The sequence below is a fragment of the Geodermatophilus sp. FMUSA9-8 genome (assembly GCF_037034165.1).
Classification (GTDB): Bacteria; Actinomycetota; Actinomycetes; order Mycobacteriales; family Geodermatophilaceae; genus Geodermatophilus; species Geodermatophilus nigrescens.
In genome coordinates, this window is sequence record NZ_JBAGKE010000013.1 from 64271 (window position 1) to 90218 (window position 25948).

Sequence of the window (25948 nt, forward strand, 5' to 3'; positions counted from 1 at the left end):
GCGGCAGTGGCGCCAGTCTCACACCCGCGTTGTGTCGCGCGACACGCGGGTTACCCGCCGGTCACCTCGCTCATCCGCGCGGCCAGAGCACCGACTGGGTGCAGCGGAACAGCGCCAGCGTCCTGCCCTCGCCGGAGCTGACGACGGCGTCCCACACCTGCGTCGTGCGGCCGGCGTGCGCGTTGGTGGCGACCGTGCGCACCTGTCCCTCGCGGACGGTGCCGAGGAAGTTGCTCTTGAGCTCGATGGTGGTGAACCCCGCCGAGCCCTCGGGCAGCAGCGCCCGGGTGGCCAGGCCGCAGGCGGTGTCGGCCAGCGCGACGACGGTGGCCGCGTGGAGGTAGCCGTTGGGCGCGAGCAGGTCGGGGCGGACGTCGAGTGCCGCCTCCAGCCGGCCGGGCTCGTGCGCGGTGACGGTCAGCCCGAGCAGTCCCGGCAGCGTGCCCGGCAGCAGCGCGTTGAGCTCGTCGGCGGTGAGGAACCCGGGGGCGGCCATGACCCAACGTAGCCGTCGTGGACGCGAGGAGCGGGGCCCGGAGGGTCCCCGACGAGGGGCCGGAAGGGCTCCACGGCGGTCGGGACGGCACGTGGCCGCGGTGTCGGCCGGTAGGCCGACGAGGTGCTACGCCAGGCCGCGGGTGGTGCGCGCGGGCGGGCGGTCGCCGCGGATGGAGGCCACCATGTCCAGCGTCTGCCGGGTCGCCGCGACGTCGTGGGCGCGGAACACCCGGGCGCCCAGCCACGCGCTCACCGCCGTCGCCGCGAGCGTGCCGGTGAGCCGCTCCTCCAGCGGGACGTCGAGGGTCTCCCCGACGAAGTCCTTGTTCGACAGCGCCACCAGCACCGGCCAGCCGGTGGCCACCAGCTCGTCCAGCCGCCGGGTGGCCTCCAGCGAGTGCCGGGTGTTCTTGCCGAAGTCGTGCCCCGGGTCGACCAGCACCCGCTCGCGCTCCACGCCCGCGGCCACCGCCGCCTCGGCCAGCGCCGTCGTCCGCGCGACGACGTCGGCCACCACGTCGTCGTAGCGCACCCGGTGCGGGCGGGTGCGCGGCGGCAGCCCGCCGGCGTGGGTGCACACGATCCCCGCGCCCGCCTCCGCGGCCACCTCGGCCAGCTCCGGCTCCACGCCGCCCCAGGCGTCGTTGACGACGTCGGCGCCCGCGGCGAGCACCTCGCGGGCCACCTCGGCGCGCCACGTGTCGATGGAGATGGGCAGCGCCGGGTGGGCGGCGCGGATGGCGGCCACCAGGTCGGCGGTGCGGCGGATCTCCTCCGCGGCGTCGACCTCCTCGCCGGGCGCGGCCTTGACCCCGCCGACGTCGACCATGTCCGCGCCCTCGGCCACCACCCGGTCCACCCGCTCGACGGCGGCGGCCAGCTCGTAGGTGGCGCCGCGGTCGTAGAACGAGTCGGGCGTGCGGTTCACGATGGCCATCACCACCAGACCGCCGTCGGGCACGTCCAGCTGGCCCAGTCGCAGCACCCGTGGCCCCCGTCCCCGTCAGCGGTGTGGTGGAGTCAGCCAACCAGACCCCCAGCGGACACAGGAGGACAGGCGATGGCGCAGACCACCGTGGACGGCGTCGAGGGCGTGCAGTCGCTCGTCGGTCAGCACCTCGGGTACAGCGACTGGGTCCAGGTGACCCAGGAGCAGGTGCAGCAGTTCGCCGACGCGACCGGCGACCACCAGTGGATCCACGTCGACGTGGAGCGCGCGAAGAGGGAGAGCCCCTTCGGCGGGCCGATCGCGCACGGCTACCTGACGCTGTCGCTCATCCCGTCGCTGCTGCCGGAGATCGTCGAGATCAGCGGCTTCCGGATGGGCGTCAACTACGGCACCGAGAAGGTGCGCTTCCCCTCGCCGGTGCCGGTGGGCAGCCGGGTGCGCGCGGGTGCCACGCTCGCCTCGGCGACGCCGTTCGAGGGCGGCATCGCGATGAACATGGACGTCACCGTGGAGATCGAGGGCGGCACCAAGCCTGCGATGGTCGCCACCGTCGTCTACCGCCGCTACCTGTAGGCGCCCAGGCATTGGAGGCTATTCGCACGTCCTGAGCGCGGATACGTGCGGATAGCTTCCAATGCCTCAGTCAGTCAGGCGACGATCGCCTGGTTGACCAGCGCCCGCAGGTAGGCGCGGATCGGCAGCGTGCTCGAGGGCAGCAGCTGCGTGTAGAAGGTGACGACGACGTCCTCGACCGGGTCGACGTAGAACGCCGTCGACGCCGCCCCGCCCCAGCTGTAGTCGCCGGCGCTCGCGACGCCGCCGTAGCGCGCCGGGTCCAGCACCATCGAGAAGCCCAGCCCGAAGCCCACCCCGCGCAGCGGCGTCTCGGCGAACAGCGGACGGCCGAAGGTCTCCAGGTCGGCGTCGCCGGGCAGGTGGTTGCGCACCATGTGGGCGAGCGTCCGCGGGCCGAGCAGCCGGCCGCCGTCGTAGGAGCCGCCGCGGCGCAGCATCTCGCAGAAGCGCAGGTAGTCCCCCGCCGTGGAGACCAGGCCGCCGCCGCCGGACAGGAACGTCGGCTTGCGGTGCGCCGCCTCGCCCATCGCGTCGATCGGCGTGAACGACGTCGGGGCGCCGGCCGGCTGCCCCGGGACGGCGGCGTACAGGCGGGCGAGGGAGTCGACGTCGTCGCCCTCGCGCAGGCCGAAGGACGTGTCGGTCATCCCCAGCGGGCCGAAGACCCGCTCCTGGAAGAAGACGTCGAGCGTCTGGCCGGACACCACCTCGACCAGCCGGCCGAGGACGTCGGTGGACACGCCGTAGTTCCACTCCGAGCCGGGCTGGAAGACCAGCGGCACCGACGCCCACTGGCGGCAGGCCTCGGCGGAGTCGACGCCGGGCGGGGTGCCCCACTCGTGGCCCATCGCCCGGTACATCGCGTCGACGGGGTGGGCGTGGTGGAACCCGTAGGTGAGCCCGGACATGTGGGTGAGCAGGTGCCAGATCCGGATCGGCTCCACCTGCGGCTGGGTGACCGGCTTCTGCGCCGACCCGGCCACGTACACGCGGGTCTCGGCGAACTCCGGCAGCCAGCGGGCGATCGGCTCGGTGAGCTCGAAGGCCCCCTCCTCGTACAGCATCATCGCCGCGACCGAGGTGACCGGCTTGGTCATCGAGAAGATCCGCCAGCGGGTGTCCTCCTCGACCGGCAGGCCGTTCTCGACGTCGCGCGCGCCGTACCGGCCGACGTGCGCCAGCCGGCCGTGCCGGGACACCGTGACGAGGAAGCCGGGCAGCTGACCGCCGTCGACCCAGCGGGCCAGCCGCCGGTCGAGGCGCTCGAGCCGGGCGCCGTCGAGGCCGACCTCCGCCGGGTCGGTGTCCTGGGTCAGTGCGCTGCTCACGCGTGCCTCCGTCCCGGTGCCGTCCCCGTCGGGCGGCGCCTGCCTGCGCATCCTGACCCACCCGGCGTGGGCGGGGTCACAGGGGGGCAGGCGCCACCCCGGGCGGGCGGCCGGTCGGGCCGGCGCGTCGCCGGGGCCCGGCGGATCACACCGGGACGTTGGAGGCGGCCTTCTTCAGGTTCGAGCCGGCGGTGACCTTGACCGTGTTGGCGGCGGGGATCTCGATGGACTCACCGGTCTGCGGGTTGCGGCCGGTACGGGCGGAGCGCTGGGTCCGCTCGACGGTCAGCAGCCCGGAGACGGCGACCTTCTCGCCGCGGGTGATCGCCTCGACGAGCTCCTCCTGGAGCCCGGACAGGACGGCGTCGACGGTCGCGCTGGGCACGTCGGCGCGCTTGGAGATGGCGGTGACGAGTTCGGCCTTGTTCACAGAGGTTCCTCTCGGACGTCGCGGCCGCGCGGTCTCGGCGGCCGCAGGATGGGGTCCCGGGCGGTCGCCCGGGACGGACCGTTCCCCCTGCGGGGTCCGGCCCGGGGCACCGTGACACGCCGACCGGACATCTGGCCAGTCCACGGGCCTGGTGCCGACCCTACGGACCCGCGGGTCCCACCCGTCCCGGGGGCGGGGTCGCGGCCCCCGACATAGCGTGGGCGCGTGCCGCAGCTCCCCGGGACCGACCTGACCGTCAGCGACCTGTGCCTGGGCGGCAACGTCTTCGGCTGGACGGCCGACGAGGCGACGTCGCACGCGGTGCTCGATCGCTTCGTCGACGCCGTGCCCGGCACGCAGAGCCCGTTCGTCGACACCGCGGAGATGTACGGCGACGGTCGCTCCGAGCAGATCCTCGGCGGCTGGATGGCCGAGCGCGGGCTGCGCGACCGGATGGTGGTGGCCACCAAGGCCTCGCCGGGGCGGAAGGAGCACCCGCTGTCGTCGCGGGAGGTGAAGGCTGCCGCGGAGCGGAGCCTGCGCAACCTGCGGACCGACCGGATCGACCTCTACTACGCCCACTACGACGACGCGACGACGCCGCTCGAGGAGACGCTCACCGCCTTCGACGAGCTGGTGCGCGAGGGCAAGGTGCGCCACGTCGCGGCGTCGAACTACTCGCCGGCGCGGCTGACGGAGGCGCTGGAGACCTCCGAGCGGCTCGGACTCGCCCGCTACGTCGCGCTGCAGCCGCACTACAACCTGGTCGAGCGCCCGGCCTACGAGGACGGGCTGCGCGACGTCGTCGCGGCCAACGGCCTGGGCTGCCTGCCCTACTTCGCGCTGGCCAAGGGCTTCCTGACCGGCAAGTACCGCGCCGGCGAGCGGGTCGACTCGCCGCGCGCGCAGGGCGCGCAGGCCTACGTGGGGGAGCGCGGCGACCGGGTGCTCGCGGCGCTGGCCGAGGTGGCCTCCGCGCACGGCGTGAGCCAGGCCGCGGTGGCGCTGCGCTGGCTCGCCGACCAGCCCACCGTCACCGCGCCGATCGCCAGCGGCCGCGACGTCGACCAGGTCGCCGACCTGCTGCCCATGCAGGACCTCGTGCTCACCGACGACGAGCGCGCCGCGCTCACCGCCTCCGCCGGGTAGCCCGCCCGCGTCAGCGGACGGCGGCGGCCGAGGCCAGGTCCTCCACCCGCAGCAGCCCGAGGACCGCGCCGTCGGGCCCGGTGCACACGACCGGGTCGAAGCGGTGCGCCGGCGGGCGGGTGAGCGCGCGCTGCAGCGTGGCGACGACGGCGTCGCCCGGGGCGGCGCACAGCGAGACCGGCGCGGTGTGCACCGAGCCCGTCCGCGGGTCGGACAGCCGGAGGGCCAGCGGTGCGCCGTCGGGCGCCACGAGCGCCACGGGCGGGACGCCGGGCAGCGGGTCGCCCGCGTCCACCTGGCGGACGGGGCGCACCAGGCCGGCGACGGTGTGCGCGGAGCGGGCGCGGGCGGTGCTGCTGCGCACCAGCGCGGCGACGTCGGGGGCCAGCGGGGCGAAGCCCGGCGCGGGGCGGCCGAGCAGCCAGCCCTGGGCGAGCGGGACGCCGAGCCGGGCGAAGGCGGCCAGCTCGCCGCGGGTCTCGATGCCCTCGGCGACGAGCAGGGCGTCGATGCGCGCGGTGAAGGCGCCCACGGTCTCGGCCAGCGCCAGGCGCACCGGGTCCGCGTCCGCGCCGCTGACCAGCGAGCGGTCGAGCTTGACCAGCTGCGGGCGCAGCGCGGCCAGCTGGCGCAGCCCCGACCAGCCGGAGCCCGTGTCGTCGAGCGCGACCACCGCGCCGCGGGCGCGCAGCGCGGCCACCTGGACCCGCAGCGCCCCGAGGTCGGGCACCGGCACGTGCTCGGTCAGCTCCACGACGACGCCGCGCAGGTCCGGCCGGGTGGCCAGCGCCGCCCGCACGGGCGCCGAGCCGAGCAGGTGCGGGCCGACGTTGACCGTGAGGAAGGTGTCCGCGGGCAGCGCCGGGACGGCGTCGAGCGCCTTGAGCAGTGCCAGCGCGTGCAGCTGCGCGGCCACCCCGGAGTCCTCGGCGGCGGCGAACCACACGTCGGGCCCGGCGGTGCCGGGGAAGCGGGCCAGCGCCTCGTACCCCGCGACGCGGGCGCGGGCGAGGTCGACGATGGGCTGGAAGACGAGCGTCAGGTCGTCCGGGTCGGCCAGCAGCGGACGGCAGTCCGGCAGCCGGCGGGTGAGCATCGCCGTCATGGAGGGGGGATCGGCGTCCGGCGGCGAGGGGTGCAGGCCGGCGGTGCCGGCCGTCACCCGGCGGGGTGACACTTCCGTCACCGGACGGTTCCGTCTGTTCAGGGGGTGCCCCGTGGCACCATGGACGGGCGTGGCCGCCGGGGTCCGCGCGCCCGAGGAGGAACCGTGTCCGTTCCTCCGTCGCCGTCCCCTGCCGGGACGCTGCACGACGCCCACCGCGTCGCCGCCGCGCGCCGCCTCTTCCTCGAGGTGCCCGGGCCGGCCGCCTACGACCGCCTGTCGGCGCTGGCCGCCCGGCTGCTCGCCGCCGGGCACGCCAAGGTCACGCTGTTCACCGACCAGGACACCGTCGTCGGCGGCCACGGCCTGCCGCCGGGCGTCGTGGGCGGCCGGGCGCTGCTGACGGGCGCCCTGTCGGCGCGGGTGGTCGCGGAGGGCCGGCCCCTGGTGGTGTCCGACGCCCGGCGGGACCCATCGCTGGCCGACCTGCCGGCCGTCACCTCCGGGCAGGTCGTCGCCTACCTCGGCACCCCGCTGGTCGCCGCCTCCGGGCTGGTCGTGGGCGTCCTCGCCGTCTACGACCCCGTGCCGCGGCCGTGGCACCCCGACGACGGGGAGCTGCTCGAGCACCTCGCCGCCTCGGTCGTCGCCGAGCTCGAGCTCTCCGCGGCCCACTCGGCCATCGGCGCCTCGCGGACCCGGCTCGAGGTCGCGCTGGAGGCGAGCTCGGTGGGCATCTGGGAGCACGACCTGCGCACCGGCGTCCTGCACTGGGACGAGCGCGGCGCGGCCGTGCACGGCCTCGACGGCCCGCTGGAGATCCCCGACGTCGACGCCATGATCGCCGAGCGGCTGCACCCGGACGACCGGGACGCCGTCCGCCGGGCGATGGCCGAGGCGCTGACGAGCGCCGGGGAGTACGTGTCGGAGGCCCGGGTCCTGCACGCCGACGGCAGCACGCGCTGGACGGTGTCCCGCGGCCGGGTCGTCCGCGACGCCCAGGGCAGCGCCGTGCGCGTGCTCGGCACCGTCGTCGACGTCACCGACGCCCGCGAGGAGGCCATCCGCCGGCTGGCCGCGACGCAGCGGGCCGCCGCCGTGGCGGAGGTGGCCGCACAGCTTGCCAACGCCACCGCCCTGTCGGAGCTGGCGGAGATCACGCTGCGCGGCGCGCGCGTGCTGGGGGCCTCCTCCAGCGCGCTGGCCGCCTTCGACGGCGACGGGGCGCTGCGGCTCTACCTGGCCCGGCAGCTGGCCGACACCGTCGCGGCGGCCGCCGCCGAGGCCGAGGTCGCCCCGCCGGAGGACATCGTCGTCGAGCTCGACGACACGCTGCCCACCCAGTACACCGCCCGGCACGGCGAGCGGTTCCTGTTCCCCGACCTCGACGACGCCGTCGCCCGCTTCCCCGCCATGGCCGAGGTGGGCGCGGCGCTGGGCCTGCACGCGCTGGCCTCCCTCCCGCTGCGGGTCGAGGGCCGGCTGCTCGGCAGCTTCGTCGTCATCTGGGACACCGGGCACGTCTTCGGCGACGACGACGTCGAGCTGCTCGACGCGCTGACCGCCCAGATCGCGCTCAGCGTCTCCCGGCTGCGCGCCGACGCCGAGCGGGACGCCGCGGTGGCCGCGATGGCCGAGGCCAACCGGCGGCTGCAGTTGCTCGCCGACGCCGGCCGCGTGCTGTCGGGCAGCCTCGACACCGCAGAGCAGCTCGACCGGCTGGCCGACCTGGTCGTGCCGGCGCTCGGCGACTGGTGCTGGATCGTCGTCACCGACGAGCACCGCCGGCTGCACGACGCCGCCGTCGCGCACCGCCGGCCCGAGCGCCGGGCCGACGCCGCGCACTACGTCCGGGCGATGGCGCACGCCATGACCAGCGAGCACGCCGCGCAGGTGGTGCTGCGCACCGGCCGGCCGCTGGTGGTGCCGGAGATCGACGCCGACCGGATCGCCGCCGCGCTGGCCGACCCGGCGGCGCGGGAGGCCCTGACCCGGCTGGAGCCGCGCGCGGCCGCCGTCGTGCCGCTGCTCGCGCGCGGGGAGGTCGTCGGCGCCCTCGGCCTGGCCAACGACGCCGGCCGCGGCCCGCACACGCCCGCCGAGGTCGAGGCCGCGGTGGAGATCGGCCGCCGGGTGGGCCTGTCCCTGCAGGCGGCGCGGCTGTTCGCCCAGCAGCGCGACCTCGCCGAGGCCCTGCAGCACAGCCTGCTCACCGAGCCGCCGCGGCTGGAGGGCTGCGAGGTCGTCGTCCGGTACGTGCCGGCGTCGGAGGGCGCCGACATCGGCGGGGACTGGTACGACGCGTTCCCCGGCGGCGACGGCGAGACGGTGCTCGCCATCGGCGACGTCGTCGGGCACGACCGGCACGCCGCTGCCGCGATGGGACAGCTGCGCGGCCTGCTCCGCGGCATCGCCTACGCCGACGCCGCGACGCCGGCCGAGCTGCTCACCCGCCTCGACCGCGCCGCCTCCGGCCTGACCGTCGGCGCCATGGCCACCGCGCTGCTGGCACGGCTGTCGCGGCCCGGCCCCGACGGCGCGGTGCTGCGCTGGTCGAGCGCGGGGCACCTGCCACCGGTCGTCGTCGACCCCGGCGGTGAGGTGCGCGTCCTCGCCACCGCCCCGGCCGACCTGCTGCTCGGCGTCGACCCGCACCGCCCGCGCACCGACCACGTCGCCGACCTGCCGGCGGGCAGCACCGTGCTGCTGCACACCGACGGGCTGGTCGAGCGCCGCGACCGCGACCTCGAGGCCGGCACCGCCGACCTCGTCGACGTGCTCCGCCGCTGCGCGGGGGCGCCGCTGGACGAGCTGTGCGACGTCGTCCTGCGGCGGATGTTCCTCCCCGGCGCCGAGGACGACGTCGCCCTCCTGGCCGTGCGAGTCGGTCAGGCCTCGACCACGTCGTAGGTGTGGCCGGCGGCGCGCAGCCGCTCCACCAGCACGTCCCCCAGCGCCGTCGACGGGGTGAGCGAGCCCGTGCGGTCGGGCAGCCGGTCGCCGTCGAGGGCCAGGCCCAGCGCCACCTGGCCGAGCATCACCGACGTCGCCTTGTAGCCCGGGTCGCCGGGACCCGCCGCCGTCGCGCGGTAGTGCCGCCCGCCCTCGGTGTGGGCGTCGACGACCATCCGGAAGAAGCCCTTCTCCCGGGCCGCCTCCGACGGGCCGGTGCCGGGCGCGGGCAGCACCCGGTCGACCAGCGCCCGCGTCGGCCCGAACGCCATCGCGCCGAACGCCGCCGCCAGGCCGGTGGTGATGCCCGCGGCGGTCAGGGCGCCGGTGACGCCGCGGCCGGCGCTCATCGACTCGCCGTAGCGCAGGCCGCGCCCGTAGGCCCAGTCCTGCAGGGCGTTGCTGCGCCGCACGATCCGGGTGTTGAACGGCGCCATGACGAAGGGCGCGGTCCAGCGGCCGTCGGCGGCCAGTGCGGGCGGGGCGACGTCCGGGGGCTGGCGCGTGCCGGGCTCGGCGGCGCGGTCGGGGGAGAGGGCGTACGGGTCGCCGATGACCCGGCGCAGCGAGCGGTCGGTGGCCATCTGCTCGATCTGCGCGCGCATCGAGTCGACCGTGCCGCCGCTGAACCCGCCCTTGAGGCTCGCGACCAGCCGGACGTCGGTGAGCCCGCCGGCGCCGTCGGACCGGGCGCGCTCGGCGAGCAGGAACACCGACAGGTCCGAGGGGATGGAGTCGTAGCCGGCCGCGTGCACGAGCCGGGCCCCGGTCTCCCTCGCCACGGCGTCGCAGCGGTCGATCGCCTCGCGGACGAAGAGCACCTCGCCGGTGAGGTCGGCGTAGTGCGTGCCGGCGCGGGCGCACGCCTCGACCACCGGCAGGCCGTAGCGCTGGTAGGGGCCGACGGTGGTGACCAGCACCCGGGTGGACGCCGCCAGGCGCTCCAGCGACCCCGCGTCGCCGGTGTCGGCCTCCAGCAGCGGCCACCGCTGCGCCGCGCCGGGGAGGTCCGCCGCGGTGGCGGTCAGCTTCTCCCGTGACCGGCCGGCCAGCGCCACCCGCAGGTCGGGCGGCGCGGCCTCGGCGAGGTAGGCGGCGACCAGCCGGCCGACGAAGCCGGTGGCACCGAAGAGGACGACGTCGTGCTCCCGCTCGGACATGCCGGTCATCCTCCGGGCGGCCCCGGCTCAGCGCATCCGGCGGCGGAGGACGCGGCGGCGGTCCCCGGGACGGGTGGACCGGTCCCGCGCGGCCAGCCGGCTCCGGGCGCGCCCGGGGAGGTCGACGGCCACCGGCGCCGCCCAGCCGCGCCAGACCGACAGCACCCGCAGCGCCGCGACGAAGACGATGACCAGCAGGGCCACGGGGATCGGGTCGAGGCCGGCCGGCCCGGCCAGCAGCGTGAGCAGGGTGGCGCCGAGCAGCGCGGCGACGGCGTTGTAGGGGCCAGGCTGCACGATGTCGGCGCGCTGGGCGAGCAGCATGTCGCGGATCACCGCCCCGCCCACGGCGGTGAGCGTGCCGATGAAGACGACCGAGGCGCTGGGCAGTCCGGCCAGCTGCGCCTTCTGCGCGCCGATGACGGTGAACAGGCCGAGGCTCAGCGCGTCGAGCCCCACCAGCAGCGTCGTCAGCCGCGACAGCCAGCCGGAGAAGTAGAAGGTGACCATCGCGGTGATCGCGACGGCGGGCAGGTAGGCGCGGTTGGTCAGCGCCACCGGCGCCCCCTGCGCCAGCAGCACGTCGCGGATGAGCCCGCCGCCGAGGCCGCCGGTGACGGCCAGCAGCAGCACGCCGGAGATGGCGAAGCCCTCCCGGGCCGCGAGCAGCCCGCCCGTGAGCGCCCCGACCACGATCGCGGCGAGGTCGACGGCGGCCGGCACGCGGAGGGTCTCGACGGTCGCCGCGAGGGTGCTCACGGCCGACCATCCTCCCGCGCCCGTCCCGGCCGTCCGGGACGTCCCACCCCGACGGGTGAGACCACGGTTGACCTGCGGGCCCGCCCGGCCGATCAGGAGGCATGACCCGGTCCCGCAGCGCCACCGCGTCCGGCACCCGGCTCTTCGCCGCCTACGCCGCGGCCAGCCTGGTGCCGGTGGTCGTGCTGGGCGCCGTCCTGTCCAGCGGCTCCCGTCAGGACGCCGTCGACCGCGCCCTGGAGTACGGCCGAGCCCAGGCCGCCGTCGTCGAGGAGACGGCGATCGCGCCGGCCCTGCGCGGCCAGGACCTCGGCACCGGGCTCACCGCCGCCGAGCGCGAGCGCCTGCAGATGGCCACCGACCTCGCCGTCTTCCGCGGGTCGATCCTGCGGTTGCGGCTGCGCGACTTCACCGGCGCGGTCCTCTTCGCCGACGACGGCGCCCGGGGACCCGAGGCCGCCCTGCCCGACTACCCCGCCGGGGAGGACGTCGCCCCGTCCACCGGTGCCGCCTTCACCACCGCCGCGGCCGGCGGCACCGACGTGGCCCTGCTCGACGGCGACGGCCTCGCGGTCGGCCGGATGATCCGGGTGCTGCAGCCCATCGTGGCCGACACCTCGGGCCGCTCGATCGGCGTGCTGGAGCTGCTGCTGCCCTACGACACCGTCGCCGCCGAGGTCGAGGCGGCCACCACCCGCACCCACTGGCGCCTCGGCGCCGGCCTCGGCGTCCTCTACGTGGTGCTCGCCGGGATCTCCTGGTCGACCACGCGCCGGCTGCGCCGCCAGGCCGCGCAGGCCGAGCACGACGCGCTGCACGACCCGCTGACCGGCCTGGCCAACCGCGAGCTGTTCGCCCGCCGGGTGGCCGCCGAGCTGGAGCGCGGCGCGCCGGGTGCCGTCGTCCTGGTCGACCTCGACCGGTTCAAGGAGGTCAACGACACCCTCGGCCACCACGCCGGCGACCAGCTGCTCGTGGAGGTCGGCCGGCGCCTGGCCGCGACCGTCCGCGGGGAGGACACCGTCGCGCGCCTCGGCGGGGACGAGTTCGGCCTGCTGCTGCCCGGCATGGACGACGGCGCCGCCGCCCGCGACCTCGTGCTGCGGGTGAGCGACGCGCTCGCCGCCGAGACGGTCGTCGAGGGCGTGCCGCTCGCCGTCGAGGCCAGCTGCGGGATCGCCGTCTTCCCGGCCGACGCCACCGACGTCGAGACGCTGATGACCTGCGCCGACGCCGCCATGTACCAGGGCAAGCGCGGCGCGACCGGCGTCGTCGTCTTCGACCCGCGCGCCGCCGCGCCGACCGCGCACTCGCCGTCGCTGCAGCACGACGTCCGCCGCGCCCTGGAGGACGGGGACCTGCGCCTGCACTACCAGCCGCAGGTGGACCTGGCCTCCGGCCGGACCGTCGGTGTCGAGGCGCTGCTGCGCTGGCAGCACCCGGTGCGCGGGCTCATCGGCCCCGGGGACTTCCTGCCGGCCCTCGAGCAGTCCGGCGTCATGGGCGCGCTCACGGAGTGGGTGCTGCGCCGGGCGCTCGCCGACTGCGCCGCCTGGACGGCGGCCGGCGAGGACTGGACCGTCTCGGTCAACGTCTCGGTGCGCAACCTCGAGACGCCGGGCTTCGCGGCCACGGTGGCGCGGCTGGCCGCCGAGGCCGGGGTGGCGCCCCCGCGGCTGCACATCGAGGTCACCGAGACCGCGCTGCCGGCCGACCTGGCCGCCGCCGCGGCGTGCCTGGCCGAGCTCACCGCGGCCGGGTTCGGCGCCGCGCTGGACGACTTCGGCGTCGGCTTCGCGAGCCTGTCGCACCTGCGCTCGCTCACCCTCACCGAGGTGAAGGCCGACCGGGCCTTCGTCACCGGTGTCGACGTCTCCGCCGAGGACGCCGCCGTCGTGCGGGCCCTGGTGGAGCTCGCGCACGGCCTGGGTCTGTCGGTCTGCGCCGAGGGCGTGGAGACGCCCGAGGTCGCGGCCTGGCTCCGGGCGGTCGGCTGCGACCGCGCCCAGGGCTGGTTGTTCTCCCGGCCGCGCCCGTGGCCGGAGCTCTCGCGCGCGGCCGCAGGGGTGTCCGCGCCCTCCGTGGAGGTCCTCGCGTGACCCGCACCCGCACCCGCACCCGTACCCGCGCCTGCACCGCCGTCCCCGGCGCCGTCCTCGCCGTCGCCGTCCTGCTCACCGCCGGGTGCGGCGCGGGGGAGGAGGCCGCGGCCGCCGCGGGCCCCACCGCCGACGTCGCCGTGGACCAGGCGCTGCACGCCGCGCTGCCCGACGACGTGCGGGAGGCCGGCGTGCTGACCGTGGCCAACGACCCGTCCTACCCGCCGGCGTCCTCGTTCGGCCCGGACGGGCGCACGATCGTCGGCTTCGAGCCCGACCTCGGCGCCGCACTGGGCGACCTGCTCGGCGTCGAGGTGCGCTTCGAGGCCTCGCCGTTCGACGGGCTGCTCGACGAGCTCGGCGCCGGCCGCTTCGACCTGGTGATGAGCGCGGTCACCGACACCGCCGAGCGCGAGCAGCAGGCCGACTTCGTCAACTACTTCCGCGCCGGGTCCTCGATAGTCGTCGCCCGGGGCAACCCGCTCGGCGTCCACGACCTCGCCGGGCTGTGCGGCCGCAGCGTCGCCGTCGAGGCCGGCACGGTGCAGGTCGGGCTGCTGGAGCGGGCGCAGGCGTCGTGCGCGCTGCGCATCGACGTCCACGAGCTGCCCACCAACGACGACGCCCTGCTCGAGCTGCGCACCGGCCGGGCCGACGCCGTGCTCGCCGACTACCCGCCGGCGGTCTTCGTGACCACCGACCCGCGGACGCAGAACAGCTACCAACTCGTCTCCGACACCCAGTACGAGCCGGGGCTCTACGGCATCGCCGTCGCCCCGGACCGCGCGGAGCTGCGCGACGTCGTCACCGAGGCCCTGCAGCGCCTGGTCGACGACGGCGTCTACCAGGCGCTGCTCGACCGCTGGGAGGTCGGGCACGGCGCCGTCGCCGCGGTGACCGTCAACGGCGCCCTGCCCGCCTGACCCGCACTGCCCGCCTGACCCGCACTGCCCACCGGGTCACTGCCCTGGCGGCACGTCCACCGCGACGGCCGTGTCGTCCGGCGCGGCCGACCCCGCCTCGGCGGTGAGCCGCGCGTCCTCCGCGGCCATGGCCTCCTGGCGGGCGGCCTCCTCCTCCAGGACCGCCGCGTTCTTCCACGCGTGCGGGATCCCGAAGCCGTCGACGAGCGTGACCGCGTGCGGCCGCAGCTCGCCGAGCAGGGCGTTCACCGTGCCGGTCAGCGCCTTGGACCGGGCCGGGGTGAGCTGGCCGTGCTCGAGGAACCAGCCCTTGTCGGCCTCGATGGTCGACAGCGCGTAGAGGTCGCACAGGACCTCGAGCAGAGCCCGCGCGGCGGGGTCGGTCGTGCGCTCGATGCCCGCGACGAACGCCTCGAGGACGACGCGGTCGATGTGCGTGGACGCCGTCCGCAGCACGTGGTCCTGGACGCTGTTGAACACCGCGAAGGGCTCCATGCCGTCGGTCGCGGCGTTCCGGCGCAGCCGGCGGATGGCGCCCTCGAGGGTGTGTCGCTCGCGGAACTCGAACATCCGCAGCTGCCAGCCGCGGTCGCGCAGCGGCACGTCCTCGTCGCGGCCGGGGACGGCGTCGACGAGCCGGGCGATCAGCCCGCGGGCCGCCGTCCGCTCCACCACCGTCTCGCGGACCATGTCGGCGACGAACGCCACGCGGCCCCAGCCGTCGAGGGAGCCGAACGCGTCGCGGTAGCCGGTGAGCAGGCCCTTGGCGACCAGCTGCAGCAGGACGGTGTTGTCGCCCTCGAACGTGGTGAAGACGTCGGTGTCGGCCTTGAGCTGCGGCAGCCGGTTCTCCGCCAGGTAGCCCGCGCCGCCGAGCGCCTCGCGGCACGTCTGGATGGTGCGGGTGGCGTGCCAGGTGGTGGCGGCCTTGAGCCCGGCGGCGCGCGACTCGAGCTCGCGCTGGGCGGCCTCGTCGACCTCCTCGCCGTGCTCGTGCACCGCCGTGTGCAGGTCGTGCATGGTGCCGACCAGCTCCTCCTGGGCGAAGGCCAGGGCGTAGGAGGTGGCCAGCGCGGGCAGCAGCTTGCGCTGGTGGACCAGGTAGTCGTTGAGCACGATCTCCCGGTCGCGGCCCGGGGCGGCGAACTGGCGGCGCACCTCGCCGTAGCGGACGGCGATGTCGAGGGCCATCCGGGTGGCCGAGCCGGCCGAGCCGCCGACGCTCACCCGGCCGCGCACCAGCGTGCCGAGCATGGTGAAGAAGCGGCGCGTCTCGTTGGCGATCGAGCTGCTGTACGTGCCGTCCTCGGCCACCTGGCCGTAGCGGTCGAGCAGCATCTCCCGCGGCACGCGGACGTGGTCGAAGGACAGCCGGCCGTTGTCGACGCCGAGCAGCCCGGCCTTGGGTCCGTCGTCGCCGATGGTGACGCCGGGCATCGCGTTGCCGTCCGCGTCGCGGATCGGCACCAGCCAGGCGTGCACGCCCTGCTTGCGTCCCTGGGTGACCAGCTGCGCGAACACGACGGCCATCCGCCCGTCCTTGGCCGCGTTGCCGATGTAGTCCTTGCGGGCGGCCTCGTGCGGGGTGTGCAGGTCGAAGGTCCGCGTCTCGGGGTCGTACGTGCAGGTGGTGCGCAGCTGCTGCACGTCGGAGCCGTGGCCCGTCTCGGTCATCGCGAAGCAACCGGGCAGGGCGAAGCTCATGATGTCGGGCAGGTACGCGTCGTGGTGGCGCTCGGTGCCGAGGAGCTGCACGGCGCCGCCGAACAGGCCCCACTGGACGCCGGCCTTGACCATCAGCGACAGGTCGCCGTAGGCCAGCATCTCGATGGAGGTCACCGAGCCGCCGGCGTCGGCCTCGCCGCCGTACTGCTCGGGGAAGCCCAGCCGGACGGGGCCGGTGGCGGCCAGCTCGCCGGCCAGCCGGGTGATCCGCTCGCGGGCCTCCTGCACCGACTCGCCGTAGACCGGCGCGTACTTCGGGTCGCCGAGCTGCTCGCGGGCGTCGCGGCGGACGTGCGCCCACCGCCCGTCGAGCACCTCCTGCAGGCGCGCCGGGTCTACGGTGCGGGGGAGGGTGGAGGTCACTTCTTCTCCTCGGGGGTCGGTCCGGCCGGGTCGAGGCTCGAGAGCCCGGCCCAGGCGAGGTCGGTGAGGTGGGCGGCGAGGGCGGCGCGGGGCATCGGGCGCTCGGCGCGCAGCCACCAGTCGGCGGCGGCGCGCACGAGGCCGACGAGGCCGTGGCCCCAGGGGGCGGCGGCGGCCGGGTCGCGGCCGGCCTGCTCCAGGGCGACGGCGACCAGTGCGGCGGCCTGGTCGCCCACGAGGTCGGACAGCGTGCTGACCGGGTCGGCGTCGACCGGCCGGTCCAGCAGCGGGTGGGCGACGACGAAGCGGTACAGCTCCGGGTCGGCCTCCAGGAACGCCAGGTAGGTCTCGACGGCGGCGGCCACCATCCGGCGCGGGTGGTCGGTGCTGGTCATCGCCGCGCGGAGCTTCTCGGTCAGCTGCGCCGCGACCCGGTTGCAGACGGCGACGTAGAGCTCGCTGCGGTCGGCGAAGTGCCGGTAGACGACGGTCTTGCTGGTGCCGGCCTCGGCGGCGATCTCGTCCATGCCGACGCCGGCGCCGTACCTGCCCACCGCGGCGACGGTGGCGTCGACGAGCTGCTCGCGGCGGGCGCGGCGGTGCTCGTCCCACCGCGAGTCGCGGCGGTCGCGCCGCGACGTCGGCTCGGCTTTCATGTAACCGACGGTACCGTGTACCGTCGGTACCGGCCACTCCGTCAGCCGTTCGCGTGCGCACGGCGCACCAGGGACCCCTGGAGGTCACCGATGAGCCCGACCCAGCCCCGCCGGGCCGCCGTCCTCGGCGGCAACCGCATCCCCTTCGCACGGTCGAACTCCGCCTACGCGCAGGCCTCCAACCAGGACATGCTCACCGCCACCCTCGACGGCCTGGTCGCCCGGTTCGGCCTGCAGGGCCGGCAGGTCGGCGAGGTCGTCGCCGGCGCCGTCCTCAAGCACGCGCGGGACTTCAACCTGACCCGCGAGTCGGTCCTCGGGTCGCGGCTGTCGGCCGCCACCCCCGCCTACGACGTGCAGCAGGCGTGCGGCACCGGCCTCGAGGCCACCGTGCTGGTCGCCAACAAGATCGCCCTCGGGCAGATCGAGTCCGGCATCGCCGGCGGCGTGGACACGACGTCGGACGCCCCGCTCGCCGTGGGCGACGACCTGCGCCGCGCGCTCATCGCGCTCAACAACGCGAAGACCCTCGGGCAGCGGCTGAAGGCGCTCGGTCGCATCCGCCCCGGCTCGCTGGTCCCGGAGATCCCGCGCAACGCCGAGCCGCGCACCGGCCTCGCGATGGGCGAGCACCAGGCGATCACCGCCCGGGAGTGGGAGATCGGCCGGGAGGAGCAGGACGAGCTGACCGTCCGCTCGCACCGCAACCTCGCCGCCGCCTACGAGCGCGGCTTCCTCGACGACCTGGTCACGCCCTACCTGGGCCTCACCCGCGACCAGAACCTGCGGCCGGACACGAGCGTCGAGAAGCTGGGGAGGCTGAAGCCGGTCTTCGGCACGGACGCCCCCGCGGCCACCATGACCGCCGGCAACTCCACGCCGCTGTCCGACGGCGCCTCGGCCGTCCTGCTCTCCTCCGACGAGTGGGCCGCCGAGCACGGCCTCCCCGTGCTCGCCCACCTCGTCGACGCGCAGACCGCCGCCGTCGACTACGTGCACGGCGGCGAGGGCCTGCTCATGGCGCCGGCCTACGCCGTGCCGGTCATGCTCGCCCGCAACGGGCTGACGCTGCAGGACTTCGACTTCTACGAGATCCACGAGGCCTTCGCGTCCACCGTGCTCGCCACCCTCAAGGCGTGGGAGGACCCGGCGTTCTGCAAGGAGTGCCTCGGCCTCGACGCCCCGCTCGGGCCGATCGACCGGTCGAGGCTCAACGTCAACGGCTCCTCGCTCGCGGCCGGGCACCCGTTCGCCGCGACCGGCGGCCGGATCGTCGCCTCGCTGGCCAAGCAGCTGCACGAGGCCGGTCCCGGCAGGCGCGGGCTGATCTCCGTCTGCGCGGCCGGCGGCCAGGGCGTCGTCGCGATCCTCGAGTCCTGAAGGAGCTGCACCCCGTGAGCGACTGGTACACGTCCTTCGCCAACTCCGGCGTCGGGTCCTCCCTCGTGCGGCAGCTGGGCCTGCCCCGGCCGGCCGTGCTGCGCCGGTACGAGCCCGGCCAGCCGGTGCTGCCCGGCCCGGCCGTCGTCGGCTCGGCGGGGGAGGGGCGCCTCCGGGAGGCGCTCACCGCCGTCCTCCGCGACGCCGGCGTCGCCGTGCTGTCCCCGGTCGCGACCGACGGGGCGGACGACGGGGCCGACGACGGCGAGCGGCCCGCGGCCGTGGTCCTCGACGCCACCGGCGTCACCGGCCCGGCGCAGCTCGCCGCGGCGCGCGACCTGCTCGCCCCCGCGGTGAGGCGGCTGCGGCCCACCGGCCGGGTGGTCGTCCTCGCCGACCCGCCCGCCGGTGCCGGCTCCCCGGCCCAGGCCGCGGCTCGGCAGGCGCTCGAGGGCCTCGTGCGCTCGCTGGCCAAGGAGCTGCGCGCGGGCTCCACCGCCAACCTCGTGTACGTGCCGGAGGGCGCCGAGGCGTCGGTCGCGAGCCCGGTGCTGTTCTTCCTGTCCGGGCGGTCGGCCTACGTCGACGGCCAGGTGCTCACCGTGTCGCCGGCCGACGTCCCCGCCGGGGGTGACGACGAGCGCCCGCTCGCGGGGAAGGTCGCGGTCGTCACCGGCGCCGCGCGCGGCATCGGTGCCGCGATCGCCCGCGTCATGGCCCGCGACGGCGCGCACGTCGTCGCCGTCGACGTGCCCGCGGCGGGCGAGGCGCTCGCCGCGGTGGCCAACGAGGTCGGCGGGACGGCGTTCCAGCTCGACGTCACCGCGCCCGACGCCGCCCAGCGGCTGGTCGCGCACCTGCGCGAGCGGCACGGCGGGGTCGACGTCGTCGTGCACAACGCCGGCATCACCCGCGACAAGCTGCTGGTCAACATGGACGCCGCCCGGTGGGACACGGTCATGGCGGTCAACCTGCAGGCCCAGCTCGACCTCACCGAGGCGCTGCTCGACGCCGACGGCGTGCTGCGGCCCGGCGCCCGCGTGGTGGCGGTCAGCTCCCAGTCGGGCATCGCGGGCAACCGCGGCCAGACGAACTACGCGGCGAGCAAGGCCGGCGTGATCGGCATGGTGCGCGCCTGGGCGCCCGCCTTCGCCGGGCGCGGCGCCACGATCAACGCGGTCGCGCCCGGGTTCATCGTCACCGAGATGACGGCGAGGATGCCCTTCGGCACCCGCGAGGTCGGCGCCCGGATCAACTCGCTGCAGCAGGGCGGGCTGCCGGTCGACGTCGCCGAGACGATCGCCTGGCTGGCGCAGCCCGGCGCCGCCGGCGTGAACGGGCAGGTCGTGCGGGTGTGCGGCCAGTCGATGCTGGGGGCCTGATGGCGGCCACCGTGCTCGACGCCGCGCCGGACCTGGGCGCGCTCTACGCCCGGGCCGCCGTCACCGCGTGGGGACGCGGCGGGGACCTGCCGGCGACCCGGCTCGCGCGCACCGGCGTCGCCGTCGACCGCGTGCACCTCGCCGCCTACGCGCGGGTGTGCCGGCTGCCGCTGACCGACGTCCTGCCGGCGACCTACCCGCACGTGCTGGCGTTCCCGCTGCAGATGGCGCTGATGGCCGACCGCGCGTTCCCGCTGGCGCTGCCCGGACTGGTGCACGTGCGCAACACCGTCGAGGTGCTCGCCCCGGTCGGCGCGGACGCCCCGCTGGACCTCGAGGTGTGGGCCGAGCGGTTCGCCGCGCACCGCAGCGGCGCCACCGTCGACCTGTGCGCGACCGTGTCGGCCGGCGGCGCGGAGGTGTGGCGGTCGCGCTCGACCTACCTCGCCCGCGGGGCCCGGGCGCCGGAGGGCGCGCCGGCGTCCGACGTCGAGGTGTCCGTCGGTGACCTGCCGCGTGCCGTGGCCACCTGGCGGGTGCCCGCCGACGCCGGCCGGCGCTACGCCCGGGTCTCCGGCGACGTGAACCCGATCCACCTGGGGCGGCTCCCCGCGCGGGCGTTCGGCTTCCCGCGCGCCATCGCGCACGGCATGTGGACCGGGGCGCGGGTGCTCGGGGCGCTGGCCGGGCGGCTGCCCGACGCGTTCGTGTACGACGTCGCCTTCCGCAGGCCGCTGCTGCTGCCGTCGACGGTGCGGCTGGCCACGGCCCCGGCCGGCGGAGGCTGGGACGTCGCGGTGCGCAGCGCGAGCAGCGGCACCGAGCACCTGGCCGGGACCGTCCGCCCGCTCTGACCCGTCGCGATCACGGCGCCGGGACCGCCGGGGAGCCCCCGGGCCTGGTCGCGGCGCCGTGATCGCGGGGGAGGTCCACGGGTCACCTTCCGGTCACCCGGCAGCCACCCCCTTGACACGGGATATGTAAGGACGGTTGCCTAACAAATGTGACCGCCGACGCAGCGCCGCCCGTCCCGCGTCGCCGTCCGCTGCGCCCGACGCGCAAGGTGCTGCCCGAGCACGCCCGGGCGCACCACCGCTCGATGGTGCTGCAGCACCTGTTCCACTCGGGTCCCCGGTCGCGCGCGGACCTCGCCCGCGCGACCGGGTTGACCCGGGTGACCGTCTCCGACCTCGTCTCCTCGCTGCTCGCCGAGGGCCTGGTGTCCGAGCTCGGCGTCCGCGCCGAGGCGCGGGTGGGCAAGCCGGCCACCCTGGTCGGCCTGCGCACCGACGCGTTCTCCATCGTCGCGGTCGACCTCGCCGACGACGAGCGCATGCACGGCGCGGTGCTGGAGCTGTCCGGCACCGTCCGCGAGCGCCGGTCGGCGGCCGTGCGGGGCCTCACCGGCGCCGCCGCCGTCGAGGCGCTCACGGCGCTGTGCCGGGAGCTCGCCGAGGCGTCCCCGCTGCCGGTCCTGGGGGTCGGCGTCGGCTCGCCCGGTGTCATCACCCCCGCCGGCTGCGTCGTGCAGGCCCCCAACCGCGGCTGGTACGACCTGCCGCTGGCCGCCCGGCTCACCGAGGAGCTCGGCCTGCCGGTGCACGTGGCCAACGACGCCAACACCGCGGCGCTGGGCGAGTTCACCTACGGCGACGCCACCGGCGGCGGGCTCATGGTGCTCACCGTCGGCGGGGGCGTCGGCGCCGGCATCGTCCTCGACGGGGCGCTGGTGCACGGCGACTCCCACGCGGCCGGCGAGCTCGGCCACGTCACCGCCGTCGACGAGCGGGACGACGTCGACGGCGCCCCGCTCGGCCGGCCCGCGCCCTGCGCCTGCGGGCGCGCCGGCTGCCTGGAGACCGTGCTCTCGGTCCCCGCACTCCGTCGTCGCGTCGAGGGCCTGGCCCCGGCCGACGCCGCCGCGGCGCTGGCCCAGGTGGGCCGGCGGCTCGGCATCGTGCTCGCCCCCGTGGTGAGTGCGCTCAACCTCCCGGAGGTCGTGCTGCGCGGCCCGCGGGAGCTCCTGGACGGCCCCCTGCGGGAGGCGGCCCTGGCCGCCCTCCGCGAGCGGACCATGCCGGTCATCAGCGGCACGGTGCAGCTGCGGATGACCTCGCTCGACGAGGACGGCGCCCTCTCCGGGGCGGCCGTGCTCGTGCTGTCCGGCCAGCTCGGGGTGACGTGACCACCCCGAGCCGGCCAGGTGCACGTCGGAGGACCCAACCCGCGCGAACGAGGAGGAACCCCAACATGAGAAGAGTACGCACCGGCGGGCTGGCCGCCGCTGCGGTCGCCTCGCTGCTCGCCGTCTCCGCCTGTGGCGGAGGCTCGACGGCGGAGGCGTCCGGGGACACCGAGGTCCGGCTCTGGCTCAACGGCACGGACACCCCGCAGGAGCTGCGCGACTACCTCGTCGAGACCTTCGAGGCCGACCACGAGGGCATGACGCTGGTCATCGAGGAGCAGGACTGGAGCGGCCTGGTGCCGCGCCTGCAGACGGCGCTGGCCAGCGAGGACCAGACGCCCGACCTGGTCGAGATCGGCAACACGCAGAGCCCGACGTTCACCTACGCCGGCGCCTTCAGCGACCTGTCGGACATGTACGACGAGCTCGGCGGCGACGACCTGCTGCCCGGCTTCGTCGAGGCCGGCACCGTCGACGACACGCTGTACGCGGTGCCCTACTACTCGGGCGCCCGCGCGGTCTTCTACCGCAAGGACCTCTTCGAGCAGGCCGGCGTGGCCGTGCCGCAGACCCTCGCGGAGTTCCGCACCGCGGCCATCGCGCTGCAGCAGGCCAACCCGGCGCAGGACTTCAGCGGGTTCTGGTTCCCCGGGCAGGACTGGTACAACGGCATCGCCTGGCTGTTCACCGGCGGCGGCGAGCTCGCCGTGCAGGAGGGCGACCGCTGGGTCGGCGCGCTGTCGAGCCCCGAGTCGCAGGCGGCGCTCACCGAGGTCCAGGACCTGTTCACCAACGCCACCCGCGCCCCGCGCGACGCCGACTCCAACGAGCCGTGGGTCGCGTTCAACAACGGCCAGGCCGCCATGTTCTCCGCGCCCACCTGGGCCCGGTGGAGCATCGCCCTGCCCGAGTGCGACGAGGGCGTCGACCCCGACGACACCTCGCCCGAGGCCGAGGCGCTGCTCGCCGAGCAGCAGGCCTGCAACGAGGAGCGCACCGGGGTCTTCCCGCTGCCCGGTGAGCAGCCGGGCACCCCGGCCACCGTCTTCGCCGGCGGCTCGAACATCGCCGTCCCGACGATGTCCCAGCACCAGGAGGAGGCCCGCGACCTGCTGCGGATCATCTACTCCGAGGAGTTCCAGACGATGCTGGCCGAGAACGGGCTCATCCCCGGCAACAGCCAGTACGCCGGCGCCCTCGGGGACGACCCGTACGCGCAGGCCGCTCTCGCCGCGGCGGTCGACGCGAAGCTGACGCCGGCCGCCGAGCGGTGGGCCGACGTCGAGGGCGCCCGCATCCTGGAGGACTTCTTCCAGCAGATCGCCAGCGGGGCCGACGTCGCGCAGGCCGCCGCCGAGGCCGACCGGCTCCTCGAGGAGACGCTCAACTGACCGCCCGACCGGGGAGGGCGCGGCCCGCGCCCTCCCCGGTCCCGGACGCCCGGAGCGCCCCATGGCCGCACCACCCCTGCCGCCGGAGACGGCGGCGCCCCCGCGCGACCCCGCGCCCCCCGGCCCCGCCCCGGCGCCGCCCCGCCCGGTGCCCCGGCGGGCCCCCTGGCGGGCGCGCCTCAACCCCTACCTGCTGCTCGTCCCGGCGCTCGTGCCGATCGCCGTCGGCCTCGGCTACCCGCTGGTCCGCCAGTTCCTGCTGTCCTTCCAGGAGTACGGCCTGGCGCAGCAGTTCGGCCGGCCCGCCGAGTGGGTGGGCCTGCGCAACTACACGGAGCTGCTGAGCGACCCCTACGTCTGGGGCGTCATCGGCCGGTCGGTGGCCTTCTGCCTGGTCAACGCCGGGCTCACCATGGCCGTCGGCGTCGGGCTCGCCGTGCTGATGAGCAAGGTCGGCCGCGCCGCCCGGATCACCCTGCAGGTCGGCATGCTGCTGGCGTGGGGCACGCCGGTGCTGGCCACCCTCACCGTCTGGCAGTGGCTGTTCGACTCCCAGTACGGCGTCGTCAACTGGGTGCTCGCCGGCCCGCTCGGGCTCGCCGAGTTCCGCGGCCACTCCTGGATCATCGAGCCGGCGTCCTTCTACCTCGTCGCCACGGTGATCGTGGTCTGGATGAGCGTGCCGTTCGTCGTCTTCACCACCTACGCCGCCCTGCTGCAGGTCCCGGCCGAGTGCGTGGAGGCCGCCCAGCTCGACGGCGCCAGCGCCTGGCAGCGCTTCCGCCACCTGTCGGTGCCCCTGATCAAGCCCGTGCTGCTCATCGCCGCCCTGCTGCAGGTCATCTGGGACCTGCGGGTCTTCACCCAGATCCACGTGCTGCAGAAGGCCGGCGCCCCCACCCGGGAGACCCACCTGCTCGGCACCTACGTCTACTCGCTGTCCCGGGAGTTCTCGATGGCCGGCGCCATGGCCACGGTCATGCTCGTCCTCACCCTGTGCCTCACCGGCTTCTACATCCGCCGCATGCTGCGGGAGGAGGAGCTGTGAGCGCCGCCGTCCCGCCGGCGGTCGCGGTCCCGCCGGCCGCCCGCGGCGCCCGGACCGCGCCCCGCCCGCGGCGGCGGGTCCGCCCGCGCGCCCGCGCCGCGCGCTGGCTGCTCGGCGGCCTCGCCGTCGTCGTCGCGCTCGTCTGGGCCTTCCCCATCTACTGGATGGTCAGCAGCGCCTTCCTGCCGACGGCGCGGCTGCAGCAGCCCGAGCAGACCTTCGTCCCCGTCGACGGGACGCTGGCCAACTTCCGGCAGGTGCTGACCGACGAGTCCTTCTACGCCTCGTTCCGCGTCTCGCTGGCGGTCACGGCCATCACCCTGGCCGGCGCGGTGCTGTTCGCGTTCGTCGCCGCACTCGCGATCAGCCGATTCCGTTTCCGCGGCCGGAAGTCGTTCATCGTGACCATTCTCGTGGTGCAGATGATCCCCGCGGAAGGATTGTTCATCTCGCAATATGCCGTGCTCGACGGATGGGGTCTGGTGAATTCCGTCCTGGGGCTGTCCATCGTCTACGTGGCCGCCATTCTGCCGTTCACCGTGTGGATGCTGCGCGGATTCGTGAACGGCGTCCCGCTGGAACTGGAGGAGGCGGCGATGGTCGACGGGCTGTCGCGCACCCGCGCCTTCTTCCGCATCACCTTCCCGCTGCTCGCACCCGGCCTCGTCGCCTCCGGCGTCTACGGCTTCCTGCAGGCGTGGAACGAGTACACGCTCGCGCTGGTCGTCATGACCGAGCCGGGCGAGCGGACCCTGCCGCTGTGGCTGCAGGGCCTGGTCGAGGCCAACCGGGCCACCGACTGGGGCGTGGTCATGGCCGGCTCGACGCTCATCGCCGTGCCGGTCATCGGCTTCTTCCTGCTCGTGCAGAAGCGGATGAGCGCCGGTCTGGTGGCCGGGGCGGTGAAGGGGTGACCGGGACCGCGGGGCACTGGTCGGCGGGTCTGGACATCGGGGGCACCAAGGTGCTCGGCGTGCTGGTCGACGGCGCCGGGACCGTCCGGGGCAGCGTGCGGGTGCCCACCCGCCGCGGCACCGACGGCGTGGTGGCCGCGGCCGCCGAGGTGGTGGAGCGGCTGTGCGCCGACGCCGGCCCCGGCGTGGGCGTGCTGGCCGCCGTGGGCGCCGGCGTCCCGGGGCTGGTCGACCCCGTGTCGGGCGAGGTGTCGCACGCGGTCAACCTCGGCATCGACGACCGCGGCGTGGCCCTGGCGCCGCTGCTGTCCGCCCGCCTCGGCGGGGTCCCGGTGACGGTGGAGAACGACCTCAACGTGGCCGCCGTCGGGGCCGCCCGGGTGCTGGGCCTGCGCGGCGACCTCGCGCTGCTGGGCCTGGGCACCGGCGTGGCCGCCGGCCTGCTGCTGGGCGGCGGGCTGCGGCGCGGGCACGGCGGCGGGGCGGGGGAGATCGGCCACGTGCCGCTCGACCCGCACGGCCCGCCCTGCCCGTGCGGCCAGCGCGGCTGCCTGGAGCTCTACGCCTCCGGCTCGGCGCTCGACGCCGCCTGGCCGGCGCCGGACGGGGTGCCCGCCGCGGCCGCCGTCTTCGCCGCCGCGGGGGCGGGGGACGCCGCGGCGGTGCGCGTCCGCGACCGGTTCGCCGGCGCGGTGGCGGCCGCCGTGCGCCTGCTGGTGCTCACCTGCGACGTCGAGCACGTGGTGCTCGGCGGTGGCGTGGCCGAGGTGGGGGAGCCGCTGGTCGCCGCGGTGCGCGACCGGCTGGAGCGGCAGGCCGACGGGTCGCCCTTCCTGCGCAGCCTGGGCATGCCGGCGCGGGTACAGGTGGTCCCGCGTGGGGTGCCGGTGGCCCCGGTCGGGGCCGCGCTGACCGCCCGGGAGGCGGCCGGCCCGCGGCTCGCCGAGCCGCTCGCCCTGTGAGCGCGGGGGAGGGA

Annotated in this window: 22 protein-coding genes; 13 read left to right on the forward strand and 9 right to left on the reverse strand. The window is 76.0% G+C overall.

All coding sequences use genetic code 11. The features are described 5' to 3' along the window. Positions 1-70: 70 nt before the first annotated feature. Positions 71-496 (reverse strand): PaaI family thioesterase, encoded by a 426-nt coding sequence (locus WA616_RS22525; RefSeq protein ID WP_336033360.1) that lies wholly within the window; start codon positions 494-496, stop codon positions 71-73. A gap of 126 nt (positions 497-622) precedes the next feature. Next, complete coding sequence (gene folP / locus WA616_RS22530) at positions 623-1483, reverse strand: dihydropteroate synthase (RefSeq protein WP_336033362.1); 861 nt, start codon at positions 1481-1483, stop codon at positions 623-625. A gap of 75 nt (positions 1484-1558) precedes the next feature. Between folP and WA616_RS22535 the strand changes: the two genes are divergently transcribed. Further along, positions 1559-2020: a MaoC family dehydratase gene (locus WA616_RS22535; RefSeq protein WP_073417861.1), complete on the forward strand. Its 462-nt coding sequence runs from the start codon at positions 1559-1561 to the stop codon at positions 2018-2020. A gap of 74 nt (positions 2021-2094) precedes the next feature. On the opposite strand, the gene WA616_RS22540 is transcribed toward WA616_RS22535, so the two are convergent. After that, complete coding sequence (locus tag WA616_RS22540) at positions 2095-3351, reverse strand: serine hydrolase domain-containing protein (RefSeq protein ID WP_336033365.1); 1257 nt, start codon at positions 3349-3351, stop codon at positions 2095-2097. Between the two features lie 145 nt (positions 3352-3496). Next, on the reverse strand, positions 3497-3781 hold the full coding sequence (locus WA616_RS22545) for an HU family DNA-binding protein (RefSeq protein ID WP_073417863.1): 285 nt from the start codon (positions 3779-3781) through the stop codon (positions 3497-3499). Between the two features lie 225 nt (positions 3782-4006). On the opposite strand from WA616_RS22545, the gene WA616_RS22550 reads away from it, so the two are divergent. Further along, complete coding sequence (locus WA616_RS22550; protein ID WP_336033368.1) at positions 4007-4930, forward strand: aldo/keto reductase; 924 nt, start codon at positions 4007-4009, stop codon at positions 4928-4930. Between the two features lie 10 nt (positions 4931-4940). On the opposite strand, the gene WA616_RS22555 is transcribed toward WA616_RS22550, so the two are convergent. Then, complete coding sequence (locus WA616_RS22555; protein WP_336033370.1) at positions 4941-6116, reverse strand: EAL domain-containing protein; 1176 nt, start codon at positions 6114-6116, stop codon at positions 4941-4943. A gap of 84 nt (positions 6117-6200) precedes the next feature. On the opposite strand from WA616_RS22555, the gene WA616_RS22560 reads away from it, so the two are divergent. Further along, on the forward strand, positions 6201-8945 hold the full coding sequence (locus tag WA616_RS22560; protein WP_336033372.1) for a SpoIIE family protein phosphatase: 2745 nt from the start codon (positions 6201-6203) through the stop codon (positions 8943-8945). Here the strand turns inward: WA616_RS22560 and WA616_RS22565 are convergent. Together WA616_RS22565 and WA616_RS22570 are read right to left on the reverse strand one after the other, a co-directional pair. After that, positions 8924-10147: a saccharopine dehydrogenase family protein gene (locus WA616_RS22565; protein WP_336033374.1), complete on the reverse strand. Its 1224-nt coding sequence runs from the start codon at positions 10145-10147 to the stop codon at positions 8924-8926. The genes WA616_RS22560 and WA616_RS22565 overlap by 22 nt on opposite strands. A 27-nt stretch (positions 10148-10174) precedes the next feature. After that, complete coding sequence (locus tag WA616_RS22570) at positions 10175-10906, reverse strand: trimeric intracellular cation channel family protein (protein ID WP_336033376.1); 732 nt, start codon at positions 10904-10906, stop codon at positions 10175-10177. A gap of 101 nt (positions 10907-11007) precedes the next feature. On the opposite strand from WA616_RS22570, the gene WA616_RS22575 reads away from it, so the two are divergent. Together WA616_RS22575 and WA616_RS22580 are read left to right on the forward strand one after the other, a co-directional pair. Beyond that, the gene (locus tag WA616_RS22575) at positions 11008-13005 is read left to right on the forward strand and encodes a putative bifunctional diguanylate cyclase/phosphodiesterase (RefSeq protein WP_336033378.1); all 1998 of its coding nucleotides are present in this window, start codon (positions 11008-11010) and stop codon (positions 13003-13005) included. After that, on the forward strand, positions 13002-13928 hold the full coding sequence (locus tag WA616_RS22580; RefSeq protein WP_336033380.1) for an ABC transporter substrate-binding protein: 927 nt from the start codon (positions 13002-13004) through the stop codon (positions 13926-13928). The genes WA616_RS22575 and WA616_RS22580 overlap by 4 nt, the downstream gene beginning before the upstream one ends. Before the next feature lie 36 nt (positions 13929-13964). On the opposite strand, the gene WA616_RS22585 is transcribed toward WA616_RS22580, so the two are convergent. Continuing rightward, positions 13965-16016 (reverse strand): acyl-CoA dehydrogenase family protein, encoded by a 2052-nt coding sequence (locus WA616_RS22585; protein WP_336033381.1) that lies wholly within the window; start codon positions 16014-16016, stop codon positions 13965-13967. Then, positions 16013-16672 carry a TetR family transcriptional regulator gene (locus WA616_RS22590; protein ID WP_336033383.1) on the reverse strand — a complete coding sequence of 220 codons (660 nt, stop codon included), beginning with the start codon at positions 16670-16672 and terminating at the stop codon, positions 16013-16015. Before WA616_RS22590 ends, WA616_RS22585 begins: the two co-directional genes overlap by 4 nt. Positions 16673-16762: 90 nt before the next feature. On the opposite strand from WA616_RS22590, the gene WA616_RS22595 reads away from it, so the two are divergent. The 8 genes from WA616_RS22595 (at position 16763) to WA616_RS22630 (ending at position 25934) form a co-directional block, all read left to right on the forward strand. Beyond that, entirely contained in the window at positions 16763-18052 is a 1290-nt protein-coding gene (locus WA616_RS22595; RefSeq protein ID WP_336033385.1) for an acetyl-CoA C-acetyltransferase, read from the forward strand. Between the two features lie 14 nt (positions 18053-18066). Continuing rightward, on the forward strand, positions 18067-19434 hold the full coding sequence (locus tag WA616_RS22600; protein ID WP_336033387.1) for a 3-oxoacyl-ACP reductase: 1368 nt from the start codon (positions 18067-18069) through the stop codon (positions 19432-19434). After that, a complete protein-coding gene (locus tag WA616_RS22605) occupies positions 19434-20288 on the forward strand; it encodes a MaoC family dehydratase (protein WP_336033389.1) in 855 nt (284 codons plus the stop codon). Before WA616_RS22600 ends, WA616_RS22605 begins: the two co-directional genes overlap by 1 nt. 149 nt (positions 20289-20437) lie before the next feature. Then, on the forward strand, positions 20438-21619 hold the full coding sequence (locus WA616_RS22610) for an ROK family transcriptional regulator (protein WP_336033391.1): 1182 nt from the start codon (positions 20438-20440) through the stop codon (positions 21617-21619). Between the two features lie 65 nt (positions 21620-21684). After that, positions 21685-23010 carry an extracellular solute-binding protein gene (locus WA616_RS22615; protein ID WP_336033393.1) on the forward strand — a complete coding sequence of 442 codons (1326 nt, stop codon included), beginning with the start codon at positions 21685-21687 and terminating at the stop codon, positions 23008-23010. A 61-nt stretch (positions 23011-23071) separates the two neighbouring features. After that, on the forward strand, positions 23072-24058 hold the full coding sequence (locus tag WA616_RS22620) for a carbohydrate ABC transporter permease (RefSeq protein ID WP_336033395.1): 987 nt from the start codon (positions 23072-23074) through the stop codon (positions 24056-24058). Then, complete coding sequence (locus WA616_RS22625) at positions 24055-24972, forward strand: carbohydrate ABC transporter permease (protein ID WP_336033397.1); 918 nt, start codon at positions 24055-24057, stop codon at positions 24970-24972. Before WA616_RS22620 ends, WA616_RS22625 begins: the two co-directional genes overlap by 4 nt. Then, a complete protein-coding gene (locus WA616_RS22630; RefSeq protein ID WP_336033399.1) occupies positions 24969-25934 on the forward strand; it encodes an ROK family protein in 966 nt (321 codons plus the stop codon). The genes WA616_RS22625 and WA616_RS22630 overlap by 4 nt, the downstream gene beginning before the upstream one ends. Positions 25935-25948: the final 14 nt, after the last annotated feature.